This window comes from Roseinatronobacter monicus (genome assembly GCF_006716865.1).
GTDB lineage: Bacteria > Pseudomonadota > Alphaproteobacteria > Rhodobacterales > Rhodobacteraceae > Roseinatronobacter > Roseinatronobacter monicus.
On sequence record NZ_VFPT01000001.1, the window covers coordinates 2359884 to 2382504 of the forward strand.

Consider the following 22621-nt stretch of genomic DNA (forward strand, 5'->3'; position numbering starts at 1 on the left):
GCGCTCAGCCCGCCTGCCCGATCTTGAACACACAGCCATCTGTCGGCAATTCGGGCACCGTTGCGCACAGCCCCCGCGCAACCAGCCACGCGGCCAGCACCTTGGGCACATAATCGCGTGTTTCCGCGAAAGGCGGCACGCCGTTATTGCGCCGCACAGCCCCTTCGCCCGCGTTATAGCCCGCAAGCGCTAACACCACATCATTGTCAAAATGCTTCAGCAACCAGTCCAGATACTGGATGCCGCCGCGAATATTCTGGCTTGTGTCAAATGCATCCGAGACACCGAATCGCTCTGCCGTGGCGGGGATAAGCTGCATCAGGCCTTGTGCGCCCGCCGAACTGACCGCGCTGACCTGCCCTGCCGATTCGACCGCAATCACCGCCAGCGCCAAGGCAGGCGACACATTTGTCCCGACCGAGGCCCGCAGAATATGTGCGCCATGCGCGCTGGCGATGTCTTGCAAAAACTGCATGCGCGGGACGCGCACGCTGCGCCCCTCCACCGGAGAGTTCAGCGCCGCGACGGCTGACAGAAAACGACCCGACGAATCTTCCAGCTTGGGCGAGACCTTGTCCCAGAACCACGCATAGCCTGACGCAGGCGCCTGCTGGCCCGGCGCTCTGGGGGTGATGATCGGTGCGACCCTTGGGGTGACGGCCAGTAATCTGGCCTGCTCTTCCGGGTCGATCTGCACAGTTATCCGGGGCCCCGTCTGCGCGGGCGCAACAGGCACGCGCCGAAACGAGAAATCATTTGTCGCGCCGCGCGTTGCAGGCGCAGGGCTTTCGGCCCAGACCGGCGGGGCACTGGTGACAACCATGCCCAAAGCCAAGCATGGCACAAAAAGCGTGCGACAGAGCCACAATAACGACATTGAATTCACTACTCGTTTATTCTTTTGCGGCAGTATGCAGGGTTGAAGCAGGTCTGACTACAAGTTTCGCGCATCAGCTTGGTAAACAGCGTCATGGTGTTGCGCCCCCGCAATTTGGTGGATTGCAACGGTTGACGAAACAGTGCGCCGCATACCGCCCACTTCCCCCCAAACTGAAACAATGCCCCGAATTGGGCGAAAACAAATCCCAGTTTCGTCCGAATCCCGCCCCATTCTGAACATTGTTCAAGGGCTATATCGGTATCAGCCAAGCGGTGAACAACACTGTAACCGAGTAGCCCGAGGCTGAGTAGAAACGTTCAAAACTGGAGAATACAAATGACTTTTATTGCAAACATCAAAAACTTCGCCGCAGACGAATCTGGTGCTGTGACCGTTGACTGGGTTGTTCTGACCGCCGCAATCGTTGGTCTGGGCATTGCGGTTGTGGTATCTGTGCGCGGGGGTGTTGAAAACATGGCCGAACAAATTCAACAATCTATGGAAGACGTCGTAATTACTCCGCTTACTATCGATTAACGAGCACAGAACCAGAATTCAGATACAGGAAAGGCCGCAAGTTTGCGGCCTTTCCTTTTTTGCTGCCACACCGCTACTTGGAAGTGATTGTTTGGAATTTCTAAAGGAACAATTGTCAAGAAAGTAACCGAATGCTGAGCTCTGGATTTATTGAGAGCATCGGCGTCAAGTTACACCCGCCACAATCGCGCCACAATGACAGCCTCTTGTTGCCCTTATCCACTGCTATCTATGCGACACCATATGAATTGTTTCTGCGCGCCACGCGCAGCACGAAAAGGAACCCGTCATGCGTAGCGTCTTTGCCCTAGTTCTTCTTGTCGGCCTTGGCCTTGCTGGCTTCGCGGCCATGCAGACCCACAAATATGTCAGCACCATGCAAAGTGAGTTGGCACATGCCCGCGCCAATGCGAACACGGTGGAAATGGTTGATGTGTTCGTGGCAGGTCGCGCCATGCGTCACGGAGAACGGTTGTCACGCGAAGATCTGCTAGTCGCACCCTTTCCGCGATATGCCGTGCCCGAGGGCAGCTATTCAGAGGTTGAGCAACTCTTCCCGAACGGCGCAACGCATCGGATCGTTTTACGAACTATGGATCCGAAAGAACCTATTCTCGTTTCCAAACTAACAGAACCAGGAAAAGAGGCGGGCATCACCTCGCATCTCGGCCCCGGCAAGCGTGCCTTTACCATTGCCGTCAACCAGACAAGCGGTGTTGCAGGGTTCCTGCGGCCGGGGGATAATGTCGATATTTTCTGGACTGGTCGCACCAGCAACTCTGGCGAAATCACGCAGCTGATCGATACACAGGTCCGTATCATCGCAGTCAACCAAAGCGCCGACATGGATCGCGCCTCGGCCACGACAGAGACGCGCACGGTCACGGTCGAAGCCACAGGCGAGCAAGTCGCCGCACTGGCGCAGGCACAGAATTCCGGGCGATTGTCGCTTGCGCTGGTCGGCGCAGAGGACACTGTCGCTTCTGGCGCCATCGAAATGACCCAAGACCGCCTGCTGGGTATTGTCCGCGAAGAGCAGCGCGTGGAAGCGGCTGAAAAATGTCACATCCGCACCCGTCGCGGCAATGACATGGTGTTGATCGAAATTCCCTGCACAAACTGAGCATGACGGCCAAGGCTGGGCCGTCCTATGGCGTATCGTGCCGCTTGGGCGGCGCGTATCCACCGTTGCGCGTTTCTAGATAGCGTGGTTGCAAAGGATTTCGTGCCCAAATGTAGCAGCGCCTGTGGCATTTGTTGCGAAAAGCACATCAACTTCGCCAGCTAAGCACAAGATTATTGAAAATAAATCTCGTTTAGCGCATAGTTCTGGCAAAAGCGGGAGGATAACCCGCATTCAAAGATGTCCTTAACGCAGTTTCAGCCGCCGGACAAATAAGATGCAGAGCAGTTTCAGAAGGCAGGCAAGTATGAAAATTATTCAAATGGCGGCAGCCGTGCTGTTATCAGCAAGTCTGGTCGCAACTGTCGCCCCGAACGCGCGCGCCGATACGTTTCGTGTGGCCAATGGCACCGCAGAATCGACCCTGCGCGTTTCCATGAATCGCGCGGTCGTGGTCGAGACAGACAACCCTTTTGCAGAACTATCCATTGCCAACCCAGGCATTGCAGACATTTCCACCCTGTCCGACAGGTCAATTTATGTGCTCGGCAAAACGCCGGGGCGCACCACACTGACGATTTTGGGAACTGACGGACGACTGGTGTCAAATATCGAGGTTCAGGTCACACCAGACATCGCCGAATTCCGCGAAAGACTGCGGCAGATTCTGCCCAATGAGAAAATCGAAGTCCGCACCGCCAATGACGGGATTGTCCTGTCGGGAATCGTTTCAACCGCTGCGCGGCTGGATGCGGCGATGGAACTGGCACAGCGTTATGCGCCCGACCGGATCTCGAACCTGATGAGCGTCGGGGGCACCCAGCAGGTGATGCTGAAGGTGCGCTTTGCTGAAATGCAGCGCGGAGTTGGCAAAAGCTTGGGGTCCACGTTGTCGGTAAATGCTGGCTCCAGCAATTCCTTTTCAACGGGCGATACCGGAACGATCGGTGGCTCGGCTGACAACGCTGGGGCGCTTGCACTTCGCATTGGCGGGGGCAGGCTGACCACGCAAGTGTTGCTTGAAGCACTTGAAACGCAAGGGCTTTCGCGCACGCTCGCAGAACCGAACCTGACGGCCTTGTCCGGTCAGCAAGCTTCATTTCTGGCCGGTGGGGAATATCCTGTGCCGGTCCGGTCTGACGGCGATGTCACAATTGAGTATCGCCCCTTCGGCGTAGAACTCTCGTTCACGCCGCGTGTGCTGGATGACAATGTAATCAACTTGCGCCTGGATGCGGCTGTCAGCTCGATCGACTCCAGTGTATCGGGGGCAACTTTGCCCGAAGGGTCTGTCGCCTTCCGCCGCCGCGAGACTCAGACCACTGTAGAGTTGCGCGATGGGGAAAGCTTCGCCATTGCGGGCCTATTGGAAGATGACTTCCGCGCAAGCTCGCGCAGTGTTCCATGGTTGTCTGAACTTCCTGTTCTTGGTGCGTTGTTCCGCAGTGCGAACTACCAGCGCGACCAGACGGAACTGGTGATCGTCATTACAGCGCATCTTGTCTCGCCCACACGGGGTGAAGCGCTGATGTTGCCAACAGATCGTGTCCGCCCCCCAAGCGAGCGTGACCTGTTCCTGAGTGGCAGATTGGCCGCGCCGGGTTCGGGTGCCGTGGGTGAAATCGCGCGTCAGGATTTTGGCGGCTCTTACGGCTATGTTCTGGACTGACTCGATCAGTTCAGGCGCTTAACACAGGAGCCGATTATGGCATTTGACAGACGTTTTTTCCTGATGGGTGCTGCCAGTCTTGGGCTGACAGCGTGCAGCGATCCAAATCATCAATTCAACCGCGAAGCGGGCATCGGCATTGACGGGGGCAGCTTTGGCAACGCCACCATGCACAACACCATGCTGCAATCGGGGCAGATCAGCCTTGCAGAGGTGATGACCCACCGCTTCCATGCGGAAGTTCCCTCGATGGTAAATTTCGCATTCGACAGCGCAAGACTGGATCAAGAGGCGCGGTCCATTCTACGGATGCAAGCCCATTGGATGCGGCAGTTCCCCGAATTGCGCTACACAATTTACGGGCATACCGACGCGGTTGGCAGTGCCGCCTATAATGTCGGCCTTGGGCAACGGCGCGCGAATGCGGTCATGAGTTATCTGGTGACCCAGAAAGTCCCGCGCAGCAGCATTATTGCAGTGGTTTCGCGCGGCGAGACACAGCCCTTGATTGCAAGCTCAGGCTATGAGCCCGCGAACCGCAGAACTGTTACCGAAATTTCAGGGCTGGTGCGGCGGCAAACCCTGATGGACGGGCAATATGCGCGGATCATCCACCGGGAATATGTTGCCAGCGCGACCGAGCAGCACCGACCTGAGTGACCCAGAAACGGCAATGTTTCGGTCAACTTACTCTGGAAAACCCGGCATTTACCACGTGCCGGGTTTTCTGTTCCAGCCCACGCATTTCGCGCGACCGGCTTGGCCCACATCACTATCCTGACATTTTGCGTCGAAAATGCCAAACAAGGCAGAAGCTCTGCACAAAGAGAGCAATTTGGCCCAAATCTTGCCAGATTTATGAACAATCATTCCTCATACTCGGGTGTTGTGCTGTGAAAGTTTGATCTTTCAGAAAATCACAGCGCGCCACCAACGTTACATATCTTTCTTGAGGAATGCGAAATGTCCAGTATCGGTGAAGATGAGCCACAGGAAATCTACGCCTGCACAATCGCCCGAGAAATCCACAACTTCGATCTTTTGATCGAGGATATGGATGCCATCTTCCATGAAAGCTGGGGCAATCTGACATTTCACGAAGCCGCCACTTTTCTTGACTCGGAAGAGTCCAAGTCTTTGGAATTTCTTGCGATCGCTCTGGACGACACGGCCGAATCGAACCTGGCACTGATCCGCACTGTCATTGAGAAAGCCAGTGCACGCGACATTCGCATGATTCTGATTGCCGAGGCATTGTCACCAATCCTGTTACACCAGCTTCTGCGCTCGGGGGCGGATGACTTTGTGCCCTACCCCCTGCCTGAAGCGGCACTTCAGGACGCTGTGATCAAGCTTCAGAAAACGGATGCTGCGCCAGAAATTGCGGTGCCTTCTCAAACCCCAAGCGGAAAACAGGGCACGGTTTTTGCGGTTCATGCGCTTGCAGGCGGTGTGGGTGGCACCAATTTCGCGGTCAATCTGGCGTGGGAACTGTGCGGATTGGCCGAGGCCACAAAGAAGACAGTGTGCATTCTGGATTTTGATTTCCAGTGTGGCGCAGTCTCGACCTATCTCGATCTGGCACGCACCGAAAAAGTGTATGAATTGCTGTCACAGACCAGCAATATGGATGAGGACGCATTTTTCGCAGCCCTACAGAAATTCAGGGACAAACTGCATGTTCTGACAGCCCCTTCTGACATGCTGCCGCTGGATTTGCTGACCCCGGATGAGATTGAGCGCGTCATTGCAATGGCCCGTGACCAGTTTGATTTTGTCATAATCGATATGCCGCGCACCGTTGTTCATTGGACAGAAACGGTCCTGAACATGGCAGATCTGTATTTTGCCATGCTCGAACTTGACCTTCGGTCGGCGCAGAACGCCTTGCGCATGATCCGGGCAATGAAAGCTGACGGTATCTCGATGGAGAAATATCGCTTCATCCTTAGCCGCGCGCCTAAATTCACCGATCTTTCTGGCAAGGCACGCGCAAAGCGGATGGGCGAAAGCCTTGGGATCAGCTTTGCAGTGAACCTGCCCGACGGGGGCACGCAGATTCGTGATGCCAATGACCACGGCCTGCCCCTGTCTGAATATGCGGCCAAGAACCCACTGTATAAAGAAATGGCTCAATTAGCGTTTGTTATGCGTGCCCATGTGCGATAGAACATATAGTGAACATACTGTGTGGAGGGGTATATATGGACCACGACATCTTTCTGGTTTGGCTCAATGAGACGGATAACCTCTCGCCGGACCAGCGCGCCGAGGCGAGTCGGATCCTTTCTGGGTCTCCGTCATTGCAGGCGGTGGTCGATCTCCTTGAGGCAAAGGTTCGTGAGGACCGTATCTGCCCGCACTGCGCTTCAGAAGGAGCTATCATCAGGGGTCATGCAAGTGGCCTTTCCCGGTTCTTTTGCAAAGGCTGCGGCAAAACCTTCAACGCGTTGACCGGTACTCCGCTGGCGCGCCTGCGCCACAAGGGCCGTTGGGCAGAGTTCGCTGCTTCGTTACGTGACGGCGAAACGGTAAAGGTATCCGCTGAGCGTTGCATGGTGGCGCGCACGACCGCTTTTCGTTGGCGTCATCGTTTTCTTCGGGCGGTGACGGCTGGGGCGATCAAGTTGCGCGGCATCGTCGAAGCCGACGAGACCTTCTTTCTGAGCAGCCGAAAAGGTGAACGAAACCTTGATCGTAAGGCCCGTAAACGTGGCGGCAAGGCCGCCAAACGCGGCTTGTCGGAGGAGCAGGTTCCGGTCTTGGTCGCAGCCGACCGATCCGGCACCACCATAAGTGCTGTCTTGCCAGCAGTGACGGCCGCACATCTGCAGGCGGTTTTGCAGCCGCTTCTCGATCCTGATGCGCTCTTGGTCACTGATGGCTGCACCAGTTACCCGCCTTGCGCAGCAGCAATGGGCATCAGCCATGAAAGCCTCAACCAGACTGCAGGACAACGTGTTCGCGGGGAGTTGCACATTCAAACCGTGAACAGTCGACATGAGCGGCTCAAGACATTCCTGCGGCGCCATCGCGGCATCGCAACCAAGTACTTGGACAGCTACCTGCGCTGGTTTCAACTTGCAGTCATTCCAAAACACCAAACTCCCCGCGCGATACTCGCCGCCGCCGCAGGAATCCTGCCTATCTCAAGGCACGCATAATTAACGCCAATTGAGCCAAAGAAATCAACAAATTCGCGCGCGCGCTGTTCGAAGCGTCTGAGACAGCCGCAATCGCAGCAGAATGAACAGGTAAACCAAAATGTTTGCACGATATCGCAAGACAACGGGATCACAGCCGATCAAATCGGTCGAAGCGGCACCAGACCGGAACAAGCCCAATGTGGCGAAATCCGTGCCCGAACGCGCACCCCAGAAGCAACCGCAAAAGGCACCCGCCCCCCAAGGCAGGACAATCGCAACGGACCGCGCCGAGCAGCGCAAACAGCGCATGAACGGCATCAAGTCCGACATGCACAAACGGTTGTTGGAGAACCTGAACCTTGCCGCGCTGGAGCATGCAAGCGAGGCCGAGCTTCGTTCTGAAATCAGCACAATCGTTGCAGAAACACTTGGCGAAATGGAGGTCGTGCTCACCAGCGAAGAGCGCGCGACGCTGAACCGGGAATTGTATTATGAGGTCATGGGCCTTGGCCCGTTGGAACCCTTGCTGCAAGATGACAGCATAAATGACATTCTGGTCAACGGCCCGAAACAGGTTTTCATCGAGCGTAACGGCAAGCTGGAACTCAGCGATGTCACGTTTCGTGATGAACGCCATCTTCTGCGCATCATCGACAAGATTGTCTCGGCTGTCGGGCGTCGGGTGGACGAATCCACGCCTTATGTGGATGCGCGGCTTGCCGATGGGTCACGCTTCAACGCGATGGTTTCGCCGGTCGCTGTGGATGGCTCGCTCGTGTCGATCCGGAAGTTCAAAAAAGAAAAGCTCAGCATTCAGGAATTGGCAAATTTCGGTGCCTTCTCTCAGGAAATGGCGCTCTATCTCGAAGCGGCAGTATCAACACGCCTGAACATCATTGTTTCTGGCGGAACCGGCTCGGGCAAGACCACGACGCTGAACGCATTGTCCAGCTTTATTGGCGATGAGGAGCGTGTTCTGACGATCGAAGATACGGCAGAATTGCAATTGCAGCAGATTCATGTCGGACGCATGGAAAGCCGTCCGGCCAACATGGAAGGCAAAGGCGCTGTCACCCAACGCGACTGCCTTCGCAATGCGTTGCGGATGCGGCCTGACCGTATCATCGTCGGCGAAACGCGCGGCGAAGAAGTTATCGACATGCTGCAAGCCATGAATACGGGTCATGACGGGTCAATGACCACGATCCACGCCAACAGTGCGCGCGATGGCGTCAGCCGGTTGGAAAACATGGTCGCAATGGCGGGCATCGACATGCCGCTGCGGGCCGTGCGCAGCCAGATCGGCTCGGCTGTTAACCTGATTGTTCAGGTGTCGCGCCTGCAAGACGGCTCTCGCCGGATGATGTCGATCACCGAGATTACCGGCATGGAAGGCGAAATTATAACAATGCAGGAAATTTTCCGGTTCGAGCGCACTGGCCTAGTCCCCTGATTCAGGCGATTTGCGGGTAAAGGTAAAGGAGTTTGGTTCTGGCGTCTTTGGTGGTGAAGTGCCAGTTGGTTTTGGCTTGTGCGTTGTTCCGATTTTGGGTCCAAGCAGCAACCTCTGTTTCCAGAGTAGCGTGATCTGGAATGCGCCGATCGAGGCATTGGCGCGCCAGAACACTAAGTTCGCACTCCGCGATGTTTAACCAAGACCCGTGTTTGGGCGTGTAATGCCAGTCGAAGCGATCAGCGATGCGTTTAGCTTCGGCCGGGGGAAAGGCTTCGTAAAGAGACGCGCGCCTATGGGTGTTCAAGTTGTCTTGAACCAGATCAATCTTGTCAGCCTTCGCAAAGTGGATGTCAGCCAGCTCTTTGAGAACATGAGCATAGTCGACGGCGGTGCGTCTGGCCCGAACGGCGACATGGCGCCAGCCCTCATGCGGAGCGAATACCATGAACAAGCTGGCGACGCCGTTGCGTTCGTATTCATAGTCAGACCGCGCGGGCTGACCCGGTCGCATCGGGATGGGGGCGCGGGTTTCTTTGGTCAATTGTTTGGAAGTCTCGTCCAGGCAGACCAGCGGACGCGCAGGGTCGTATGGGCGTGTGTAGACGGTGAGCACATCTTCCATGGCCGCGACAAAAGCAGCGCTGGCTTTGGGGGGGATCACCCAATAGCGGCTCTTGTGCGGTTTGAGAGCGTTTTTTTGAGCGTGCGCCCGATCGTGCTGTCACTGGCCTGATCTACGATACCCAACTCAACCACGCGCTTTTCCAAGAGCCGCAACGACCAGCGCGCATAGCCTTTGGGAGGTTCGGAGCAAGCCAGAGCGATCAGCTTTGCTTCTTTCTCCCCATCAAAGATCCTCGGTGGCGGTGTTGACTGTGTCTTGCGTGCAAGAGCAGCCTCAAGCCCTTCTTCCACAAGTTGACGACGGGTGCGATAGACGGTCGAAAGGCTGGTCTCCAACGCCTCAGATATCTGCGCGTCATCCCAGCCGCAATTTTCCGTGGACACATCCGCCTTCAACAATATTCGCGCCTTGAGCAGCCGATACGCCGCGCCACGACCCGTGCGGATTATACCTTCCAGTTGTTGGCGCTCTTCAGCATCCAGACGAACAACATATTTCACAGCGGGTCCACATTTGCCCATTTCAGCCTCCTCTGAAAGTTATCCCAGAGTGATTCAGAAAACCTCAACGAAGTCAAATACCGTGACACATGGGACTAGAGCCAGACGGAACGATCCTTGGTCATTTCACCGGCACTGGATTGCGCTCTGCTTTTGCAGATCGGTTCAAGCGCTGGGGATATGACCTACCAAGCAGCATATATGACGAAGTCACGGCGCGGAGATAAGCAATGGAAATGACGATCAGCCCCCTGATTTACCTTGCGATTTTTGGTGCCGTTCTGCTGTTGATCCAAGGTATCTATCTGTTTGCATTCGGCAAAAGCATCGAGCACAGCTCAAAGCTCAACCGGCGTCTGGACCTGATTGAAAAGGGTCGTGGTAAGAAAGATGTCATGGAGCAGTTGCGCCGGGAACGCTCTGGGCATTCCAAAAAGTATTCCATCCCGATATATGGGCTGATCGAAGATCTGGCGCGCAAAGGGAATATCGCGTTTTCCGCCAAAATGCTGCTACTGCTGATGATCGGACTGAGCGTGTTCAGCTTTGTGCTGCTGTCCGTGGCGACCGATACAGAGATCGCCATGAGGTCCGGACTGGCACTGTTCATGGGGTTTGGCGGCGTGTTTTTCTGGGTCTCCAGCAAGGCCAAGAAACGGGTCAGCGCGATTGAAGAGCAGTTGCCAGAAGCAATTGATCTGATCGTCCGCAGCTTGCGTGTGGGCCACCCGTTCGGGGCCGCACTTGCCATGGCAGCCACCGAAGTGGCCGACCCGCTGGGAAGTGAATTGGGGCTGATCTCAGACGAGATTTCTTATGGCCGTGACGCAGGCGAAGCCTTGACGGAATTCGGGACGCGCGTCGACTTGCAAGATATTCGCTTCTTCGCGGTCGCCGTGGCGATCCAACAGAAATCTGGCGGCAACCTTGCAGAGATTCTGGACGGACTGTCCAAGGTCGTGCGCTCTCGGTTCAAACTGTTTCGGCGTGTCCGCGCAATTACCGCCGAGGCAAAATGGTCGGGCATGTTCCTGTCGGGGTTCCCACTTGCGGCGATGATCATGATCCAGACGAACCAACCCGACTATTATGATGACGTCAAAGAAACGCCTTTGTACTTGCCGCTGGCCGTTGTGGTTTGCGTCTTTCTGGTGGTGAACGTGCTGTACATGCGCAAGATGACCGACATCAAGGTGTAGCCCAAAACGCGCGCAGCTTGTGATTTTCGATGAAAGGCCTGTCAACAATGTTTGAAATCTTCAATAGCCCGTTGGGACTGATCGCGCTGACGGGGGTGGGCGGCACGCTGCTGTTGGTTCTGGCCGTGATGGTCATGATGGCAGGTGGGCGCGCGGACCCTATGAAGCGGTTTTCCGAACAAGCCAATTCGAAAGAAAAGCACTCTGCCCCCGAAGCTGCGAAATTGCGCCGCAAGGTGGGACGCGAGTTCAAGTCGCTAGAAAAGTATGCACGATTTCTGGAACCAGAGAACGAAAACGAGCTTTCGGATGCCCGGCAAAAAATGATCCGCGCCGGCTATCTAAGCAAGACCGCTGTGCGCGACTTTGCGGCCTTGCAGTTCATTCTGGCCATCACAGGCATGATTGCATCGCTGTTGTTGGTGTTCGTCATTGCCCCCGACAGCTTTGACACCCCCGTCATGATGGCCGTAGCGTTGATTACGCCCATGATCATTGGCTATTTCGGCCCCCGCCGCTGGCTGGAGCGGCGGGTAGAGGCCCGAAAAGAAGAAATCCTGTCAGGGTTCCCCGATGCATTGGACATGATGCTGATCTGCGTTGAAGCGGGCCAATCGCTGGACCAAAGCATTCGGCGCGTCTCGAAGGAGATCGAGTTTGCCTATCCTGCTTTGGGCGAAGAACTGACTGCGGTGGGCGAGCAGGTCAAGGCCGGGCGCGAGCGCAGCGAAGTTTTGCGCGACATGGCGAAGCGTTGCGATGTCACCGATATTACGTCTTTCGTCGGCGTGATGGTGCAGGCTTCAACATATGGCACGTCGATCACCGATGCGCTGCGGGTTTTCGCCGCCGAGATGCGCGACAAACGCATCATGCGGGCCGAAGAGAAAGCAAACACCTTGCCCACCAAGATGACTTTGGGCACAATGATGTTCACTGTCCCGCCGCTGCTGATCATTCTGGTTGGCCCTTCGGTAATCGGGATCATGAGCGACCTTGCCGGCGGTGGCTTGGCGACTGGAATGTAAACTTGCGATTTGGTGGTCTTCTTCTTGGAATATGTCTGGCGGCTGGCTGCACCTCCGCCCCGCAAGACCGGTTCGATGCAGCAACGTCAGGCGCTGGTCCCGATCAAATGGCGCCAGCTTCGGGGCGTACAGACGTCGTGGAGGCGGTCGATGGCCTGATTGTCGGCCACAGGGCCATGGCCGCAGGCGAGTATGAGATCGCGTTGCGCGCCTATCACCGCGCAGCCGCGACTGAAGGCGCGACTGTCGATGTTCTGTCTGCAATCGGGTCGGCCAACCTGCGCCTTGGCCGCTTGCAACAGGCCGAGCAAGACCTGCGCCGCGCCTTGGAGAAAGACGAAACATTCGTCCCTGCGCACAACAATCTGGGTGTGACACTGGCCGAACAAGGCAAATGGGGCGAGGCCAGCTTACATTTTCGCAACGCTTTCGCCTATGATTCGGGGCGCTCGGGCGAAATTCGTGACAATTTGCGTTTAGCCATCGAAAACTCACAACAAACAGGCTATGATGCAGATGAGGCATTTCAGCTTTTGCTGATGCGGCGGGGGAGTGGCAGGTATCTGTTGCTGTCTACGCCACTATAACGAGCAGTGAGGACGCAAAAATGCGCCACCCTATGTTACTTGCGCTGCTGGCGAGCAGTGCCCTTGTGCTTGTCGCGTGCGAGGACAGCAAAAAATCCAGCGTTTCGCGCGCAATCGACAGTGTAAACGCGATTGATCAGGAAAATATGGCAGACCTGATGCTCGCGGCGGGCGATGCGAACGAGGCTGTTGCCTATTTCTCCGGGCAGGTTGAAGCAGACCCTTCAAACATACGCAACATTCGCGGCCTTGCCAGATCCAAGGTGCGCGCTGGCCGCACAGCAGAGGCCGTGCCCGTCTGGCAGAACGTCATAGCACATCCAGAAGCCACGAATGACGACCGCGTGATGCTGGCCGACACGTTCATCCGTGCAAATGACTGGGAACGCGCCGAGCAGACGTTGAATTTTGTGCCCCCCACACACGAGACCTTTGATCGGTATCGACTTGAAGCCATGATCGCTGATTCCAATCAGCAATGGGCGCGCGCAGACCATTTTTACGAGACAGCCGCCGGTCTGACCACCCGCCCATCCGGGGTATTCAACAATTGGGGGTTTTCCAAACTGACGCGCGGCAATGCGCGTGAAGCGGAAGGGTTGTTCACCCAAGCGCTGCAACATGACCCAGACCTGTTCACCGCCAAGAACAACCTCGCGCTGGCGCGTGCAGGGCAGGGAAATTACAACTTGCCGATTGTGCGCATGACCCAGCAAGAACGTGCGATGCTGCTATATACAATGTCGATTGCCGCCATTCGCAAAGGCGATGTCACCATCGGCCGGACATTGCTGCAAGAAGCGATTGACACCCACCCCCAACACTATGACGAAGCCGTGCGCGCCATGCGCGCGCTGGAAGGCGGAGGGGCCGGCTGATGCTGCTGAGTGCACAGACAGCACTTTGGTTTTTGCCGTTCGTCGCGCCAATCGCGCTTTGGGTCGCATGGAGCGACATGAAATGGATGAAAATCCATAACTACGCTGTCCTCGCTTTGGTGGCTGTTTATCTGATAGTCGGGCTTATTGCCTTGCCGATCACCTCTTGGGCTTGGGGTTGGGCAAGCCTGCTTGTCGTTTTGATTGTCGGCTTCGCGCTCAGCTCTGTCGGGCTGGTCGGGGCGGGGGACGCAAAATTCGCAGCCGCGATGGCCCCCTTCATCGCCTTGGGTGATCTTAGCCTGTTTCTGATGCTGCTGGCATGTGTGACGCTGGTCAGCTTTGTGGCACATCGTGTGGCGCGGCGCACCAGCCTTGTCCAAGACTTGGTGCCAGGGTGGGAGAGTTTGCACCGCTCTGAATTTCCGATGGGGCTGGCTTTGGGGCCAAGCCTGTTATTCTATCTGTGTCTGGCAACGATTTTTGGGAATGGCACGCTTTAACGCTGTTTCCAAAAACATTGTACGTTTCGAAAGACCAATTTGGTAATTACGCGATCATGAATATACAGCACAGTCATATTATGGCGCCACCCGCGATCCGCAGCCTCGAGGCGACGGGGCTGGACGATGTGTTGATGCGAGATATCCTGCTCAAGACGATGTTCAGGATGTCCTTGTCGAATGTCACCAAAATCTCGAAAGCGCTGTGCCTGCCCATTCCGCAGACAATCGAGTTGATTGATATCGCCCGCTCCGAGCAGTTGATCGAAGCAGTTGCTTCGGCCGCAACCAGCACCTCTTCCGAGGCGCGGTTTCAGCTGACAGAGGCAGGCAAGGGCCGCGCCTTGGATGCGCTTACCCAATCTGAATATTACGGGGCGATGCCCATACCGCTTGCGCAGTATGAAAAACAGATGAAGCGCCAATCCATCCGCGACATCCAGATCACACGACGCCAGATCAAGATTGCCATGGGTGATCTGATCTTGCCACCCGGTTTGATTGACGACCTTGGCCCAGCAGTCAGCTCTGGTCGGTCAATCCTGATGTATGGCCCACCGGGCAACGGCAAATCTTCTATCTCGAACGGTATCCGCGCGGCGATGGGCGACAGGATCTATGTGCCGCGCGCAGTTGTTCATGCAGGACAGGTCATCAACGTCTATGACCCGATCGTGCACACGCTTGTCGAAAGCTCTGACGACAACCCCTCGATGCTGCGCCAGACAGGCAATCGTTTCGACAATCGCTATGTCTGCTGCGAACGCCCGACGGTCATCACCGGTGGCGAATTGACGCTGGAAATGCTGGACCTCAAGTTTAATCCGGTGTCGCGCACCTATCAGGCACCCTTGCAATTCAAGGCGACAGGCGGCGTTTTCATCATCGACGATCTTGGCCGACAGGAAGAGCCGCCGCAATCCATCGTCAACCGCTGGATCGTTCCGCTGGAAATGAACTATGACATTCTCGCACTGCAATCAGGCGAGAAATTCATCGTGCCCTTTGACACGCTGGTCATTTTCTCAACCAACTTCCACCCCAATGACATTTTCGATCAGGCGGCATTGCGGCGTATTTTCTACAAGATCAAGATTGATGGCCCCAACCAATCCGACTTTCTGAAAATCTTTGCGATGGTTGCGCAGAAGCGCCAGATTCCGCTGGATGAAGAGACGATCATTTACCTGATCCAGAAGAAGTACCCGACAATCGACAATATCTATGCCAATTATCAGCCTGTTTTCCTGATCGATCAGATGATCGCCATTTGCGACTTTGAGGGGCAGCCGCGCCACATGTCCCCTGCCCTGATCGAGCGGGCATGGAAAAACATGTTCGTGCAGTCTGAAACGATTGTGCGCTAAGCGTCAGTCGATATCAGCAGCGCGCGCCTCTAGCACATCGAAGGGCACCCCCGGTTCGGCCTTGGCGCAGCGGATCACAAGCGATGTTTTGACCGTGATCACATTCTCGGCGGCCAGCAATTCCTCGGTCAGAAAGCTCTGGAAGCTCGACAAGTCCGGGGTGACGCATTTGAGGATGAAATCAATCTCGCCGTTCAGCATATGACACTCGCGCACAAGCGGCCATTCACGGCAGCGCTGCTCGAACCGTGCCAGATCCGCTTCGGCCTGCGAATTCAGCCCGACCATTGCAAAGACCTGCACCTCAAACCCAAGATCGCGCGCATTGACCTGCGCGTGATACCCGCGAATAAAGCCCTGTTCTTCCAACGCGCGCACACGGCGAAGACAAGGGGGCGCGGATATTCCCACACGTTTGGCCAATTCCACATTGGTCATTCGTCCATCTGCCTGCAACTCTGCCAAGATCTTCCGGTCAATCGGATCGAGCTTTCCGCCTGACATGCTTTCACTCCCATATTTTGCACTTCTTTACGCATCATACGAAGATTGCGCAATAATATTTCAATGTTGCGCAATAATTTTAATCCGGCGCTGCGACAACGCCGCCCCCTTGTGCTGGGCGCTACAGGGCTTAGATTGCGCCTCGCACACTGATTTGAGGAAATACACGTATGACTGACTCGCGCCACACACGGCTCCTGATCATCGGTTCCGGGCCTGCCGGGTACACTGCCGCCGTTTATGGCGCCCGCGCCATGTTGCAGCCGGTTCTGGTGCAAGGCATTCAGCCGGGCGGGCAGCTGACCATCACCACCGAGGTCGAAAACTGGCCGGGGGACACTATGGTCACGGGGCCGGAATTGATGGTGCGCATGGAGGCCCACGCCAAGGAAATGGGCACCGAGATCATCTCGGACCATATTTCCACGCTTGACCTGTCACAGCGCCCCTTCACCGCCAAGGGCGATACAGGCGCGACATATACAGCCGATGCCATTGTGCTGGCCACCGGTGCACAGGCGCGCTGGTTGGGCCTGCCTTCGGAAGAGAAATACAAGGGCATGGGCGTGTCGGCCTGTGCCACCTGCGACGGGTTCTTCTATCGCGGCAAGGATGTCGTGGTCATTGGCGGCGGCAATACCGCAGTCGAAGAGGCGCTGTTTCTGACCAATTTCGCCTCCAAGGTCACGCTTGTTCACCGTCGTGACAGCCTGAGGGCCGAGAAGATCCTGCAACACCGCCTGTTCAACCACCCCAAGGTCGAAGTGCTGTGGGATCATACGCTGGATCAGGTTCTTGGCGACGGTGCCGCCCCCGGCGTCGAGGCCGTGCGCCTGCGCCATGTCGAGAATGGAAGCACGAAAGACATTGAATGTGCAGGGGTTTTCATCGCCATCGGTCACAGCCCGGCCAGCGAATTGGTCAAAGACCAGTTAAAAATGCAAGAGGGCGGGTATGTATGGGTTGATCCGGGCAGTACGCGCACATCTATTCCCGGAGTGTTCGCAGCAGGTGATCTGACCGATCACACCTATCGGCAGGCCGTGACCAGCGCGGGAATGGGCTGCATGGCGGCGCTGGATGCCGAAAAGTTCTTGGCCGAACAGGGTTAACGCACAATCGGCTCCAAGGCGTCATACAGGGCGCGCCCGTCCCACGCGGGTGCGCCCCATGCAACTTCTGGCAAGCTGTCGGGCTTGTAGCGCAAGCCCCGCAATTCGGTTTCCGATACAAACCGGCGGGTCGTGACCACACCTGCCGGATCGATCCATGCAGGGTCAATGCTGCCCCCAATAATCACCGCCCGAAAATAGATATCGACCTGATGAAACCGGCTTTGCGGGTCGTGAAATTCATTAATCAGACAGGGTGCGCCAATCGCAATCTGCAAGCCGCATTCCTCATGCACTTCGCGGTGCAAATTGTCCGGCAAGGATTGCCCACGCTCGACCCCGCCGCCGGGCGCACACCACAGATCGCTGACCCCATCGGGCCATGCATTAACCAACAATAAGCGGTTTTGATGCAACATTATTGCGCGAACGGCCAATCGTGGTTTTGTTATCTCTGGAGTCGTCATGTCTCGTAGCGTAGCACTGGTGCATTATTCGATCACATCCTATATTTGCGCTATGAGAGTATTGTTGACAGCACTTATTTTGGCACCGGCCCCCGCAATCGCTGATTGTGTCGTGCTTTTGCACGGCCTAGCCCGATCCGAGCACTCCATGCGCGTCATGGAGGAGTCGTTGGTGCTTCATGGCTATCAAGTGGTTAACCACGGATACCCGTCGCGCGCAGGCCCGATTTCAGAGTTGATGGAGCATGTCGGCATCGCAGTCGGAAATTGCGGCGACTCTACTGTTCATTTCGTGACCCATTCCATGGGCGGCATTCTGGCGCGCGGATGGCTGGCACGAAACCGGCCTGAAAGCATGGGGCGCGTCGTCATGATGGCACCGCCCAACCATGGCTCGGAATTGGTCGACTTCTTTTCTGATATCGAGGCGTTCTCATGGATGAATGGCCCCGCCGGGCTAGAGCTTGGCACCCATCAGGAAGCGGCGCCAAATACCTTGCCCGAATTTCCAGATTACCAACTCGGCATTATCGCTGGTGATGTTTCACTGAACCCGCTGACCTCGGCGCTGATTGACGGCGATGATGATGGCAAGGTCTCGGTCGAAAGCACGAAGCTGGCGGGCATGGCAGATCACATCACATTGCCGGTGACGCATACATTCATGATGAACAACCCGATGGTCATTGCCGAAACGCTTGAATTTCTGCGCAATGGGGCCTTCGATCATGGCATCAGTTTCGGGAACGCCCTGCGCAAGCTGGCCAACCCCTGATCGTGTGACCCTGCGTCATTCTTCAAACAGCCGCCCTTGCGGGGTGGGTGCGGGCGCTGCCAGCCCCAGATGCGACCATGCTTTGGCCGCCAGCATCCGGCCACGCGGCGTGCGCGCGATCAGCCCCTGCTGCAACAAGAATGGCTCAATCACTTCCTCGATGGCATCGCGCGATTCTGACAATGCGGCGGCGATTGTTTCAACGCCCACGGGGCCGCCGCCATAATTCTCGGCCAGCAATGTCAGGTACCGCCGGTCTGCGCCATCAAGGCCCAGATGATCCACCCCCAGCCGCGTCAGCGCATTGTCCGCCAGCGCTTGTGTCAGACGCCCATCCCCCTCGACCAGTGCGAAATCGACCACCCGCCGCAACAACCGGCCCGCAATGCGCGGTGTGCCGCGCGCGCGGCGCGCCACTTCGCGCACGCCCGCATCTTCTGCCGGAACGCCCAGCAATCGCGCCCCGCGCGCAACGATCAGGCACAACTCGTCTTCGGTGTAGAATTGCAGCCGTGTCGGAATCCCGAACCGGTCGCGCAGCGGGGTGGTCAACAACCCCAGTCGCGTGGTCGCCCCCACCAGCGTAAAGGGCTGCAATTCAATGCGGACAGTGCGCGCGGCTGGCCCTTCGCCAATGACCAGATCAAGCTGGAAATCCTCCAGCGCGGGATACAGCACCTCTTCCACGGCCGGGTTCAGGCGGTGGATTTCGTCAATAAACAAAACATCGCGCTTTTCCAGATTGGTCAGGATCGCGGCCAGATCGCCCGCCTTGGCCAGCACAGGCCCGGACGTCATGCGAAACCCCACGCCCAATTCTCGCGCCATGATCTGCGCCAGCGTGGTTTTGCCCAGACCGGGCGGGCCATAGAACAAGGTGTGATCCATCGCCTCACCGCGCATCCGGGCGGATTGGATAAACACTTTCAGATTGGCACGCGCCTCGCGCTGGCCAATGAATTCATCCAGCGATTGCGGGCGCAACGCCTTGTCGAGTTCGGGGGCATCTTCAGGCAGGTCCGCGCCGCGCAGGCTGGGGTCAGGCGTGGTCATGCATCAGCCTTTCGGAGCAAGCAGGCGCAGCGCTGCGTGGATCAGGGTGGGCGTGTCGGCGTCGGGCGCGTTGGCCTGCGCTTCGGCCACAGCACGCGCGGCATCGGCCGGACCATAGCCCAGATTGCCCAACGCCGACATGGCCTCAGACACCGCATTCATACGCGGCGCGGGTGCCGCAGCCGCAGCCGCAGGGGCTGTCGGCAGCGGGGCGGGATCAATATCCGCCGCATCTACGCGCAGGGGTACCGCAGAGCTGTCTTCCAGCACTGCCATCAACGCCGGTGCCTTGTCTTTCAATTCATTGGCGATACGCAGGGCCAGTTTTGGCCCCACACCGGGGGCTTTGCGCAGCGCAGAGCTGTCGCCCAGCGCAATTGCACGCGACACCCCCTCTGGGCCCAACGCCCCCAGAATTGCAAGTGACGCCTTCGCCCCCACGCCCTGCACCGAAGTCAGCACACGGTGCCATTCTTTCTCCAGCAGGGTTGGAAAGCCGAAAAGCTGCATCAGGTCTTCGCGGACCACCAGTTCGGTATAAAGCGCCGCAACCTCGCCCCGGCCCGGAAGGGCCATCAATGTGCGGTCTGACACATATACGATATAGCCCACCCCCCGCACGTCCAACAGCACGTGATCTGCGCCGCGCTGGTCAATGACGCCTGTCAGTTTTCCGATCATCGCACCCGCTCCGCGATTGACAGCGCGCGCGCCGATTGGGCATGGAATGCATGGCAGATGGCAATGGCCAAAGCATCGGCGGCGTCCGGCCCGTCAATCTGCACACCGGGCAGTTGCATGCGCACCATATGCGCGACCTGCTCCTTCGCGGCCTTGCCAACCCCGACCACTGCCTTCTTGACGGCGTTGGGGGCGTACTCCCCGACATCCAGCCCGGCTTGGGCAGGCACCAGCAACGCAATGCCCCGCGCGCTGCCAAGTTTCAGTGTTGCCACTGCATCCTTGTTGACGAATGTCTGCTCAACCGCAGCCGCAGCCGGTGCGTAGCGCACCATCACAACTGTCAGTTGCTGATACAGGTCCAGCAGACGTGCCGCCAGCGTTCCTGTCGGATCAGACCGGCAGACACCGTTCGCCACATGCCGCAGATGGACCCCGTCTACATCAATAACACCCCAGCCGAGGTTGCGCAGCCCTGGGTCAATGCCGATCACACGCATCGCGGCCTCTTGTTTTCTTGTTCTGTCCTGCTCTGGGGCAGAGATAGCACGAAAGGCGAACATCTGCCAAGGCTTTCATGACAGATGATCCGGACAAACGCCCACCAGCCATGCTTCCTTTGCATAATAGGGTTGCGATTTTCCATTCTAGTCGCGCCCAGTGTTTGAGCATAAGTGGCTGGTATCCGCATAAACGCTGTGCGGTTAATAAACCTTACCCTATGGAGACCAAAATGGCCTATTATGCACAAAGCCGTATTCACACGGAACAAGTGCTTGCTGGTTTCCAGGGCCTGTCGCTTGGCACATTATTCGCCACCCTCAAGACCTGGAACGACGAACGCATCACACGGCGCGAACTTAACGCGCTTTCAGATCGTGAGCTGGCCGATGTCGGCCTGTCGCGCGCTGATATTGACAGCGTTGCACGCGGCTTTCGCTGACGCACCTGCGCCGGTTTAAACGCCAATCGCCAGTCATAGATCAAAGCCGTCCGAAGAGGGCGGCTTTTGTCATTTCAAAGCTATTGCGCCGAGATTTCAGGGCCGGGTCAGGCTTTGCAACGCGGGCTCCTCATCAGGCAGCGACAAGGTCAACGGAACCTGCACAGCCTGCGTTGCACCCGCGACGGGTCTATCCGGGAAAAGTGGGCTGACAGCAGCGGCGATCCCTGTCGAGAGCGGGTCTGGCCCGAGTGCGCGCGTAAGCACGGCATCGTTCGCCTGCCCTTCGAGCAGAGGGGACACCATAGATGCGTAAGCCTCTGGCCCCTCGAAGGCAATTATAAAGCTTTTTATCAACAGCAGCGCCACGCCAAAGACGATGAAACTGCCCAGAACCGAACGCGCGACCGATAGTCTGCGCTTGCGGCGGAAGCGGCGCAGCGCAGGATCACTCTGGACATGGGCGCGCATCACAGCAAGCCGACGTTGTTCAAATTCTATTTTTTGCTCACTCGTCATGATCTCGCCCCGGAACACATTTGCTGGCACAAGCGCATAAACTCACTTATGTCCTTATGTGATACACAGAAAATCCGGCAAAACTGGGGCACATTCAGGGGGATTTCGGGCCGAGTTAGCCTTCGATCAGCGCCGCAGCGTCAGGGTTGCCCATTCGCCAATATCTTCGCGGTGATGTAACACGAACCCAGCGTCAACATAAGCTGCAAGCACCTGCTCTGCCTGCTCTACCAACAAGCCTGACAAGATTGCATAGCCACCACTGCCTGTGACACGGCCCATCTCGGGGGCCAGATCAATCAGCGGACCCATCAGGATATTGGCGAAGACCAGATCAAAGGGGGCCGCTGCCTGCAATTCCGGATGGTCAAAGCCCGTCGCTTCCAAACAGCGCACACGCTCGGTGAGTCCGTTTGCGTCCATATTCACTTGTGCGACCTCAACCGCGATGGCGTCGATATCGCTGGCCAGAACAGGCTCGGGCCAGATCTTTGCCGCCGCCATTGCCAGAACGGCCGTGCCACAGCCAATATCAACGACATTCCGGCCCCGAAACCCAGCCAGATCAAGCCGGTCAAGGGCGCGCAGGCATCCGAGAGTCGTGCCGTGATGGCCCGTGCCAAAGGCCATAGACGCCTCTATCAGCAACCCAACGCGGCCTTCTGGCAGCTTCTCGGCATCGTGGCTGCCATAGACAAAGAACCGCCCCGCCTCGACCGGTGACAAGTCGCGGCGCACTTTGGCAACCCAATCTATTTCAGGCAATTCCGACACCAGAAAAGGTGTCGCGCCAAAGGCTTGCGCCAAGAGCGTCAATTCGATGTCATCGGGGCTTTCGGTGAAATAACCACCCACTTCCCACATGTTGGACCCGTCTTCCATCTCGAACACCCCGACACCTGTCGGTTCGGGCGTCATATTTTCCATCGCCTCGGACAGGGAATAGGCCGCCTCGGACGAGGTCAGTTTGGTGATGGCAGTGAAAGTGGGCATGGGGCAGCCTTTGTTGAACAGAGAACACGCGCCGCGATACCGGCCTGCCCTGTCCCGGTCAAGCGAAACCCCGGCG

At 57.1% G+C, this 22621-nt stretch carries 24 protein-coding genes and 1 pseudogene; 16 read left to right on the forward strand and 9 right to left on the reverse strand.

Annotated elements, in window-relative coordinates:
* Positions 1-4: 4 nt before the first annotated feature.
* On the reverse strand, positions 5-823 hold the full coding sequence (locus BD293_RS11280) for a lytic transglycosylase domain-containing protein (RefSeq protein WP_142081780.1): 819 nt from the start codon (positions 821-823) through the stop codon (positions 5-7).
* Between the two features lie 393 nt (positions 824-1216).
* On the opposite strand from BD293_RS11280, the gene BD293_RS11285 reads away from it, so the two are divergent.
* The 7 genes and pseudogenes from BD293_RS11285 to BD293_RS11315 form a co-directional block, all read left to right on the forward strand.
* Entirely contained in the window at positions 1217-1417 is a 201-nt protein-coding gene (locus tag BD293_RS11285) for a Flp family type IVb pilin (protein WP_142081782.1), read from the forward strand.
* 289 nt (positions 1418-1706) lie between these two features.
* Complete coding sequence (gene cpaB / locus BD293_RS11290; RefSeq protein WP_142081784.1) at positions 1707-2540, forward strand: Flp pilus assembly protein CpaB; 834 nt, start codon at positions 1707-1709, stop codon at positions 2538-2540.
* 307 nt (positions 2541-2847) lie between these two features.
* A complete protein-coding gene (locus BD293_RS11295; protein ID WP_142081786.1) occupies positions 2848-4209 on the forward strand; it encodes a type II and III secretion system protein family protein in 1362 nt (453 codons plus the stop codon).
* 36 nt (positions 4210-4245) lie between these two features.
* Entirely contained in the window at positions 4246-4869 is a 624-nt protein-coding gene (locus BD293_RS11300; protein WP_142081788.1) for an OmpA family protein, read from the forward strand.
* A 303-nt stretch (positions 4870-5172) separates the two neighbouring features.
* Positions 5173-6378: a CpaE/TadZ family protein gene (locus BD293_RS11305; protein ID WP_142081790.1), complete on the forward strand. Its 1206-nt coding sequence runs from the start codon at positions 5173-5175 to the stop codon at positions 6376-6378.
* Positions 6379-6413: 35 nt separating this feature from the next.
* Positions 6414-7373: an IS1595 family transposase gene (locus BD293_RS11310; RefSeq protein ID WP_142079320.1), complete on the forward strand. Its 960-nt coding sequence runs from the start codon at positions 6414-6416 to the stop codon at positions 7371-7373.
* 100 nt (positions 7374-7473) lie between these two features.
* Positions 7474-8805, forward strand: a pseudogene (locus tag BD293_RS11315) (TadA family conjugal transfer-associated ATPase); the annotation flags it as partial.
* Between the two features lie 4 nt (positions 8806-8809).
* Here the strand turns inward: BD293_RS11315 and BD293_RS11320 are convergent.
* A protein-coding gene (locus tag BD293_RS11320; RefSeq protein ID WP_142081793.1) for an IS630 family transposase occupies positions 8810-9957 on the reverse strand; the annotation gives its coding sequence in 2 pieces (ribosomal slippage) (positions 8810-9510 and positions 9510-9957; 1149 coding nt in all).
* A 209-nt stretch (positions 9958-10166) separates the two neighbouring features.
* On the opposite strand from BD293_RS11320, the gene BD293_RS11325 reads away from it, so the two are divergent.
* The 6 genes from BD293_RS11325 (at position 10167) to BD293_RS11350 (ending at position 15498) form a co-directional block, all read left to right on the forward strand.
* Positions 10167-11135: a type II secretion system F family protein gene (locus tag BD293_RS11325; protein ID WP_342781400.1), complete on the forward strand. Its 969-nt coding sequence runs from the start codon at positions 10167-10169 to the stop codon at positions 11133-11135.
* A 47-nt stretch (positions 11136-11182) separates the two neighbouring features.
* Complete coding sequence (locus BD293_RS11330; RefSeq protein WP_246086275.1) at positions 11183-12163, forward strand: type II secretion system F family protein; 981 nt, start codon at positions 11183-11185, stop codon at positions 12161-12163.
* 107 nt (positions 12164-12270) lie between these two features.
* Positions 12271-12750, forward strand: a complete 480-nt coding sequence (locus tag BD293_RS11335) for a tetratricopeptide repeat protein (RefSeq protein ID WP_170207117.1) — start codon at positions 12271-12273, stop codon at positions 12748-12750.
* A 20-nt stretch (positions 12751-12770) separates the two neighbouring features.
* Complete coding sequence (locus BD293_RS11340; protein ID WP_142081798.1) at positions 12771-13628, forward strand: tetratricopeptide repeat protein; 858 nt, start codon at positions 12771-12773, stop codon at positions 13626-13628.
* Positions 13628-14131, forward strand: coding sequence for a prepilin peptidase (locus tag BD293_RS11345; protein WP_142081800.1), 504 nt, complete (start codon positions 13628-13630; stop codon positions 14129-14131). Before BD293_RS11340 ends, BD293_RS11345 begins: the two co-directional genes overlap by 1 nt.
* A 56-nt stretch (positions 14132-14187) precedes the next feature.
* Positions 14188-15498 (forward strand): P-loop NTPase family protein, encoded by a 1311-nt coding sequence (locus BD293_RS11350; protein WP_142081802.1) that lies wholly within the window; start codon positions 14188-14190, stop codon positions 15496-15498.
* Positions 15499-15501: 3 nt separating this feature from the next.
* Here BD293_RS11350 and BD293_RS11355 read toward each other — a convergent pair whose 3' ends face one another.
* Positions 15502-16002 carry an Lrp/AsnC family transcriptional regulator gene (locus BD293_RS11355; RefSeq protein WP_142081804.1) on the reverse strand — a complete coding sequence of 167 codons (501 nt, stop codon included), beginning with the start codon at positions 16000-16002 and terminating at the stop codon, positions 15502-15504.
* A 170-nt stretch (positions 16003-16172) separates the two neighbouring features.
* On the opposite strand from BD293_RS11355, the gene trxB reads away from it, so the two are divergent.
* Positions 16173-17114 carry a thioredoxin-disulfide reductase gene (gene trxB / locus BD293_RS11360; protein ID WP_142081807.1) on the forward strand — a complete coding sequence of 314 codons (942 nt, stop codon included), beginning with the start codon at positions 16173-16175 and terminating at the stop codon, positions 17112-17114.
* Here the strand turns inward: trxB and BD293_RS11365 are convergent.
* A complete protein-coding gene (locus tag BD293_RS11365) occupies positions 17111-17581 on the reverse strand; it encodes an NUDIX domain-containing protein (protein WP_170207118.1) in 471 nt (156 codons plus the stop codon). The two genes, trxB and BD293_RS11365, sit on opposite strands and share 4 nt — an antisense overlap.
* 64 nt (positions 17582-17645) lie before the next feature.
* Between BD293_RS11365 and BD293_RS11370 the strand changes: the two genes are divergently transcribed.
* Positions 17646-18356, forward strand: a complete 711-nt coding sequence (locus BD293_RS11370; protein WP_342781401.1) for an alpha/beta hydrolase — start codon at positions 17646-17648, stop codon at positions 18354-18356.
* A 15-nt stretch (positions 18357-18371) separates the two neighbouring features.
* Here the strand turns inward: BD293_RS11370 and ruvB are convergent, their stop codons facing one another.
* The 3 genes from ruvB to ruvC are packed head-to-tail and all read right to left on the reverse strand — an operon-like array spanning position 18372 to position 20590.
* Positions 18372-19409, reverse strand: a complete 1038-nt coding sequence (gene ruvB / locus BD293_RS11375; protein WP_142081809.1) for a Holliday junction branch migration DNA helicase RuvB — start codon at positions 19407-19409, stop codon at positions 18372-18374.
* A 3-nt stretch (positions 19410-19412) separates the two neighbouring features.
* Positions 19413-20090, reverse strand: a complete 678-nt coding sequence (gene ruvA, locus BD293_RS11380) for a Holliday junction branch migration protein RuvA (RefSeq protein ID WP_142081811.1) — start codon at positions 20088-20090, stop codon at positions 19413-19415.
* Entirely contained in the window at positions 20087-20590 is a 504-nt protein-coding gene (gene ruvC / locus BD293_RS11385; protein ID WP_142081813.1) for a crossover junction endodeoxyribonuclease RuvC, read from the reverse strand. The genes ruvA and ruvC overlap by 4 nt, the downstream gene beginning before the upstream one ends.
* Positions 20591-20823: 233 nt before the next feature.
* On the opposite strand from ruvC, the gene BD293_RS11390 reads away from it, so the two are divergent.
* Complete coding sequence (locus BD293_RS11390) at positions 20824-21033, forward strand: DUF1127 domain-containing protein (protein WP_142081815.1); 210 nt, start codon at positions 20824-20826, stop codon at positions 21031-21033.
* Positions 21034-21129: 96 nt separating this feature from the next.
* On the opposite strand, the gene BD293_RS11395 is transcribed toward BD293_RS11390, so the two are convergent.
* Positions 21130-21552: a hypothetical protein gene (locus BD293_RS11395; RefSeq protein ID WP_142081817.1), complete on the reverse strand. Its 423-nt coding sequence runs from the start codon at positions 21550-21552 to the stop codon at positions 21130-21132.
* 126 nt (positions 21553-21678) lie between these two features.
* A complete protein-coding gene (locus tag BD293_RS11400) occupies positions 21679-22545 on the reverse strand; it encodes a 50S ribosomal protein L11 methyltransferase (RefSeq protein ID WP_142081821.1) in 867 nt (288 codons plus the stop codon).
* Positions 22546-22621 lie beyond the last annotated feature (76 nt).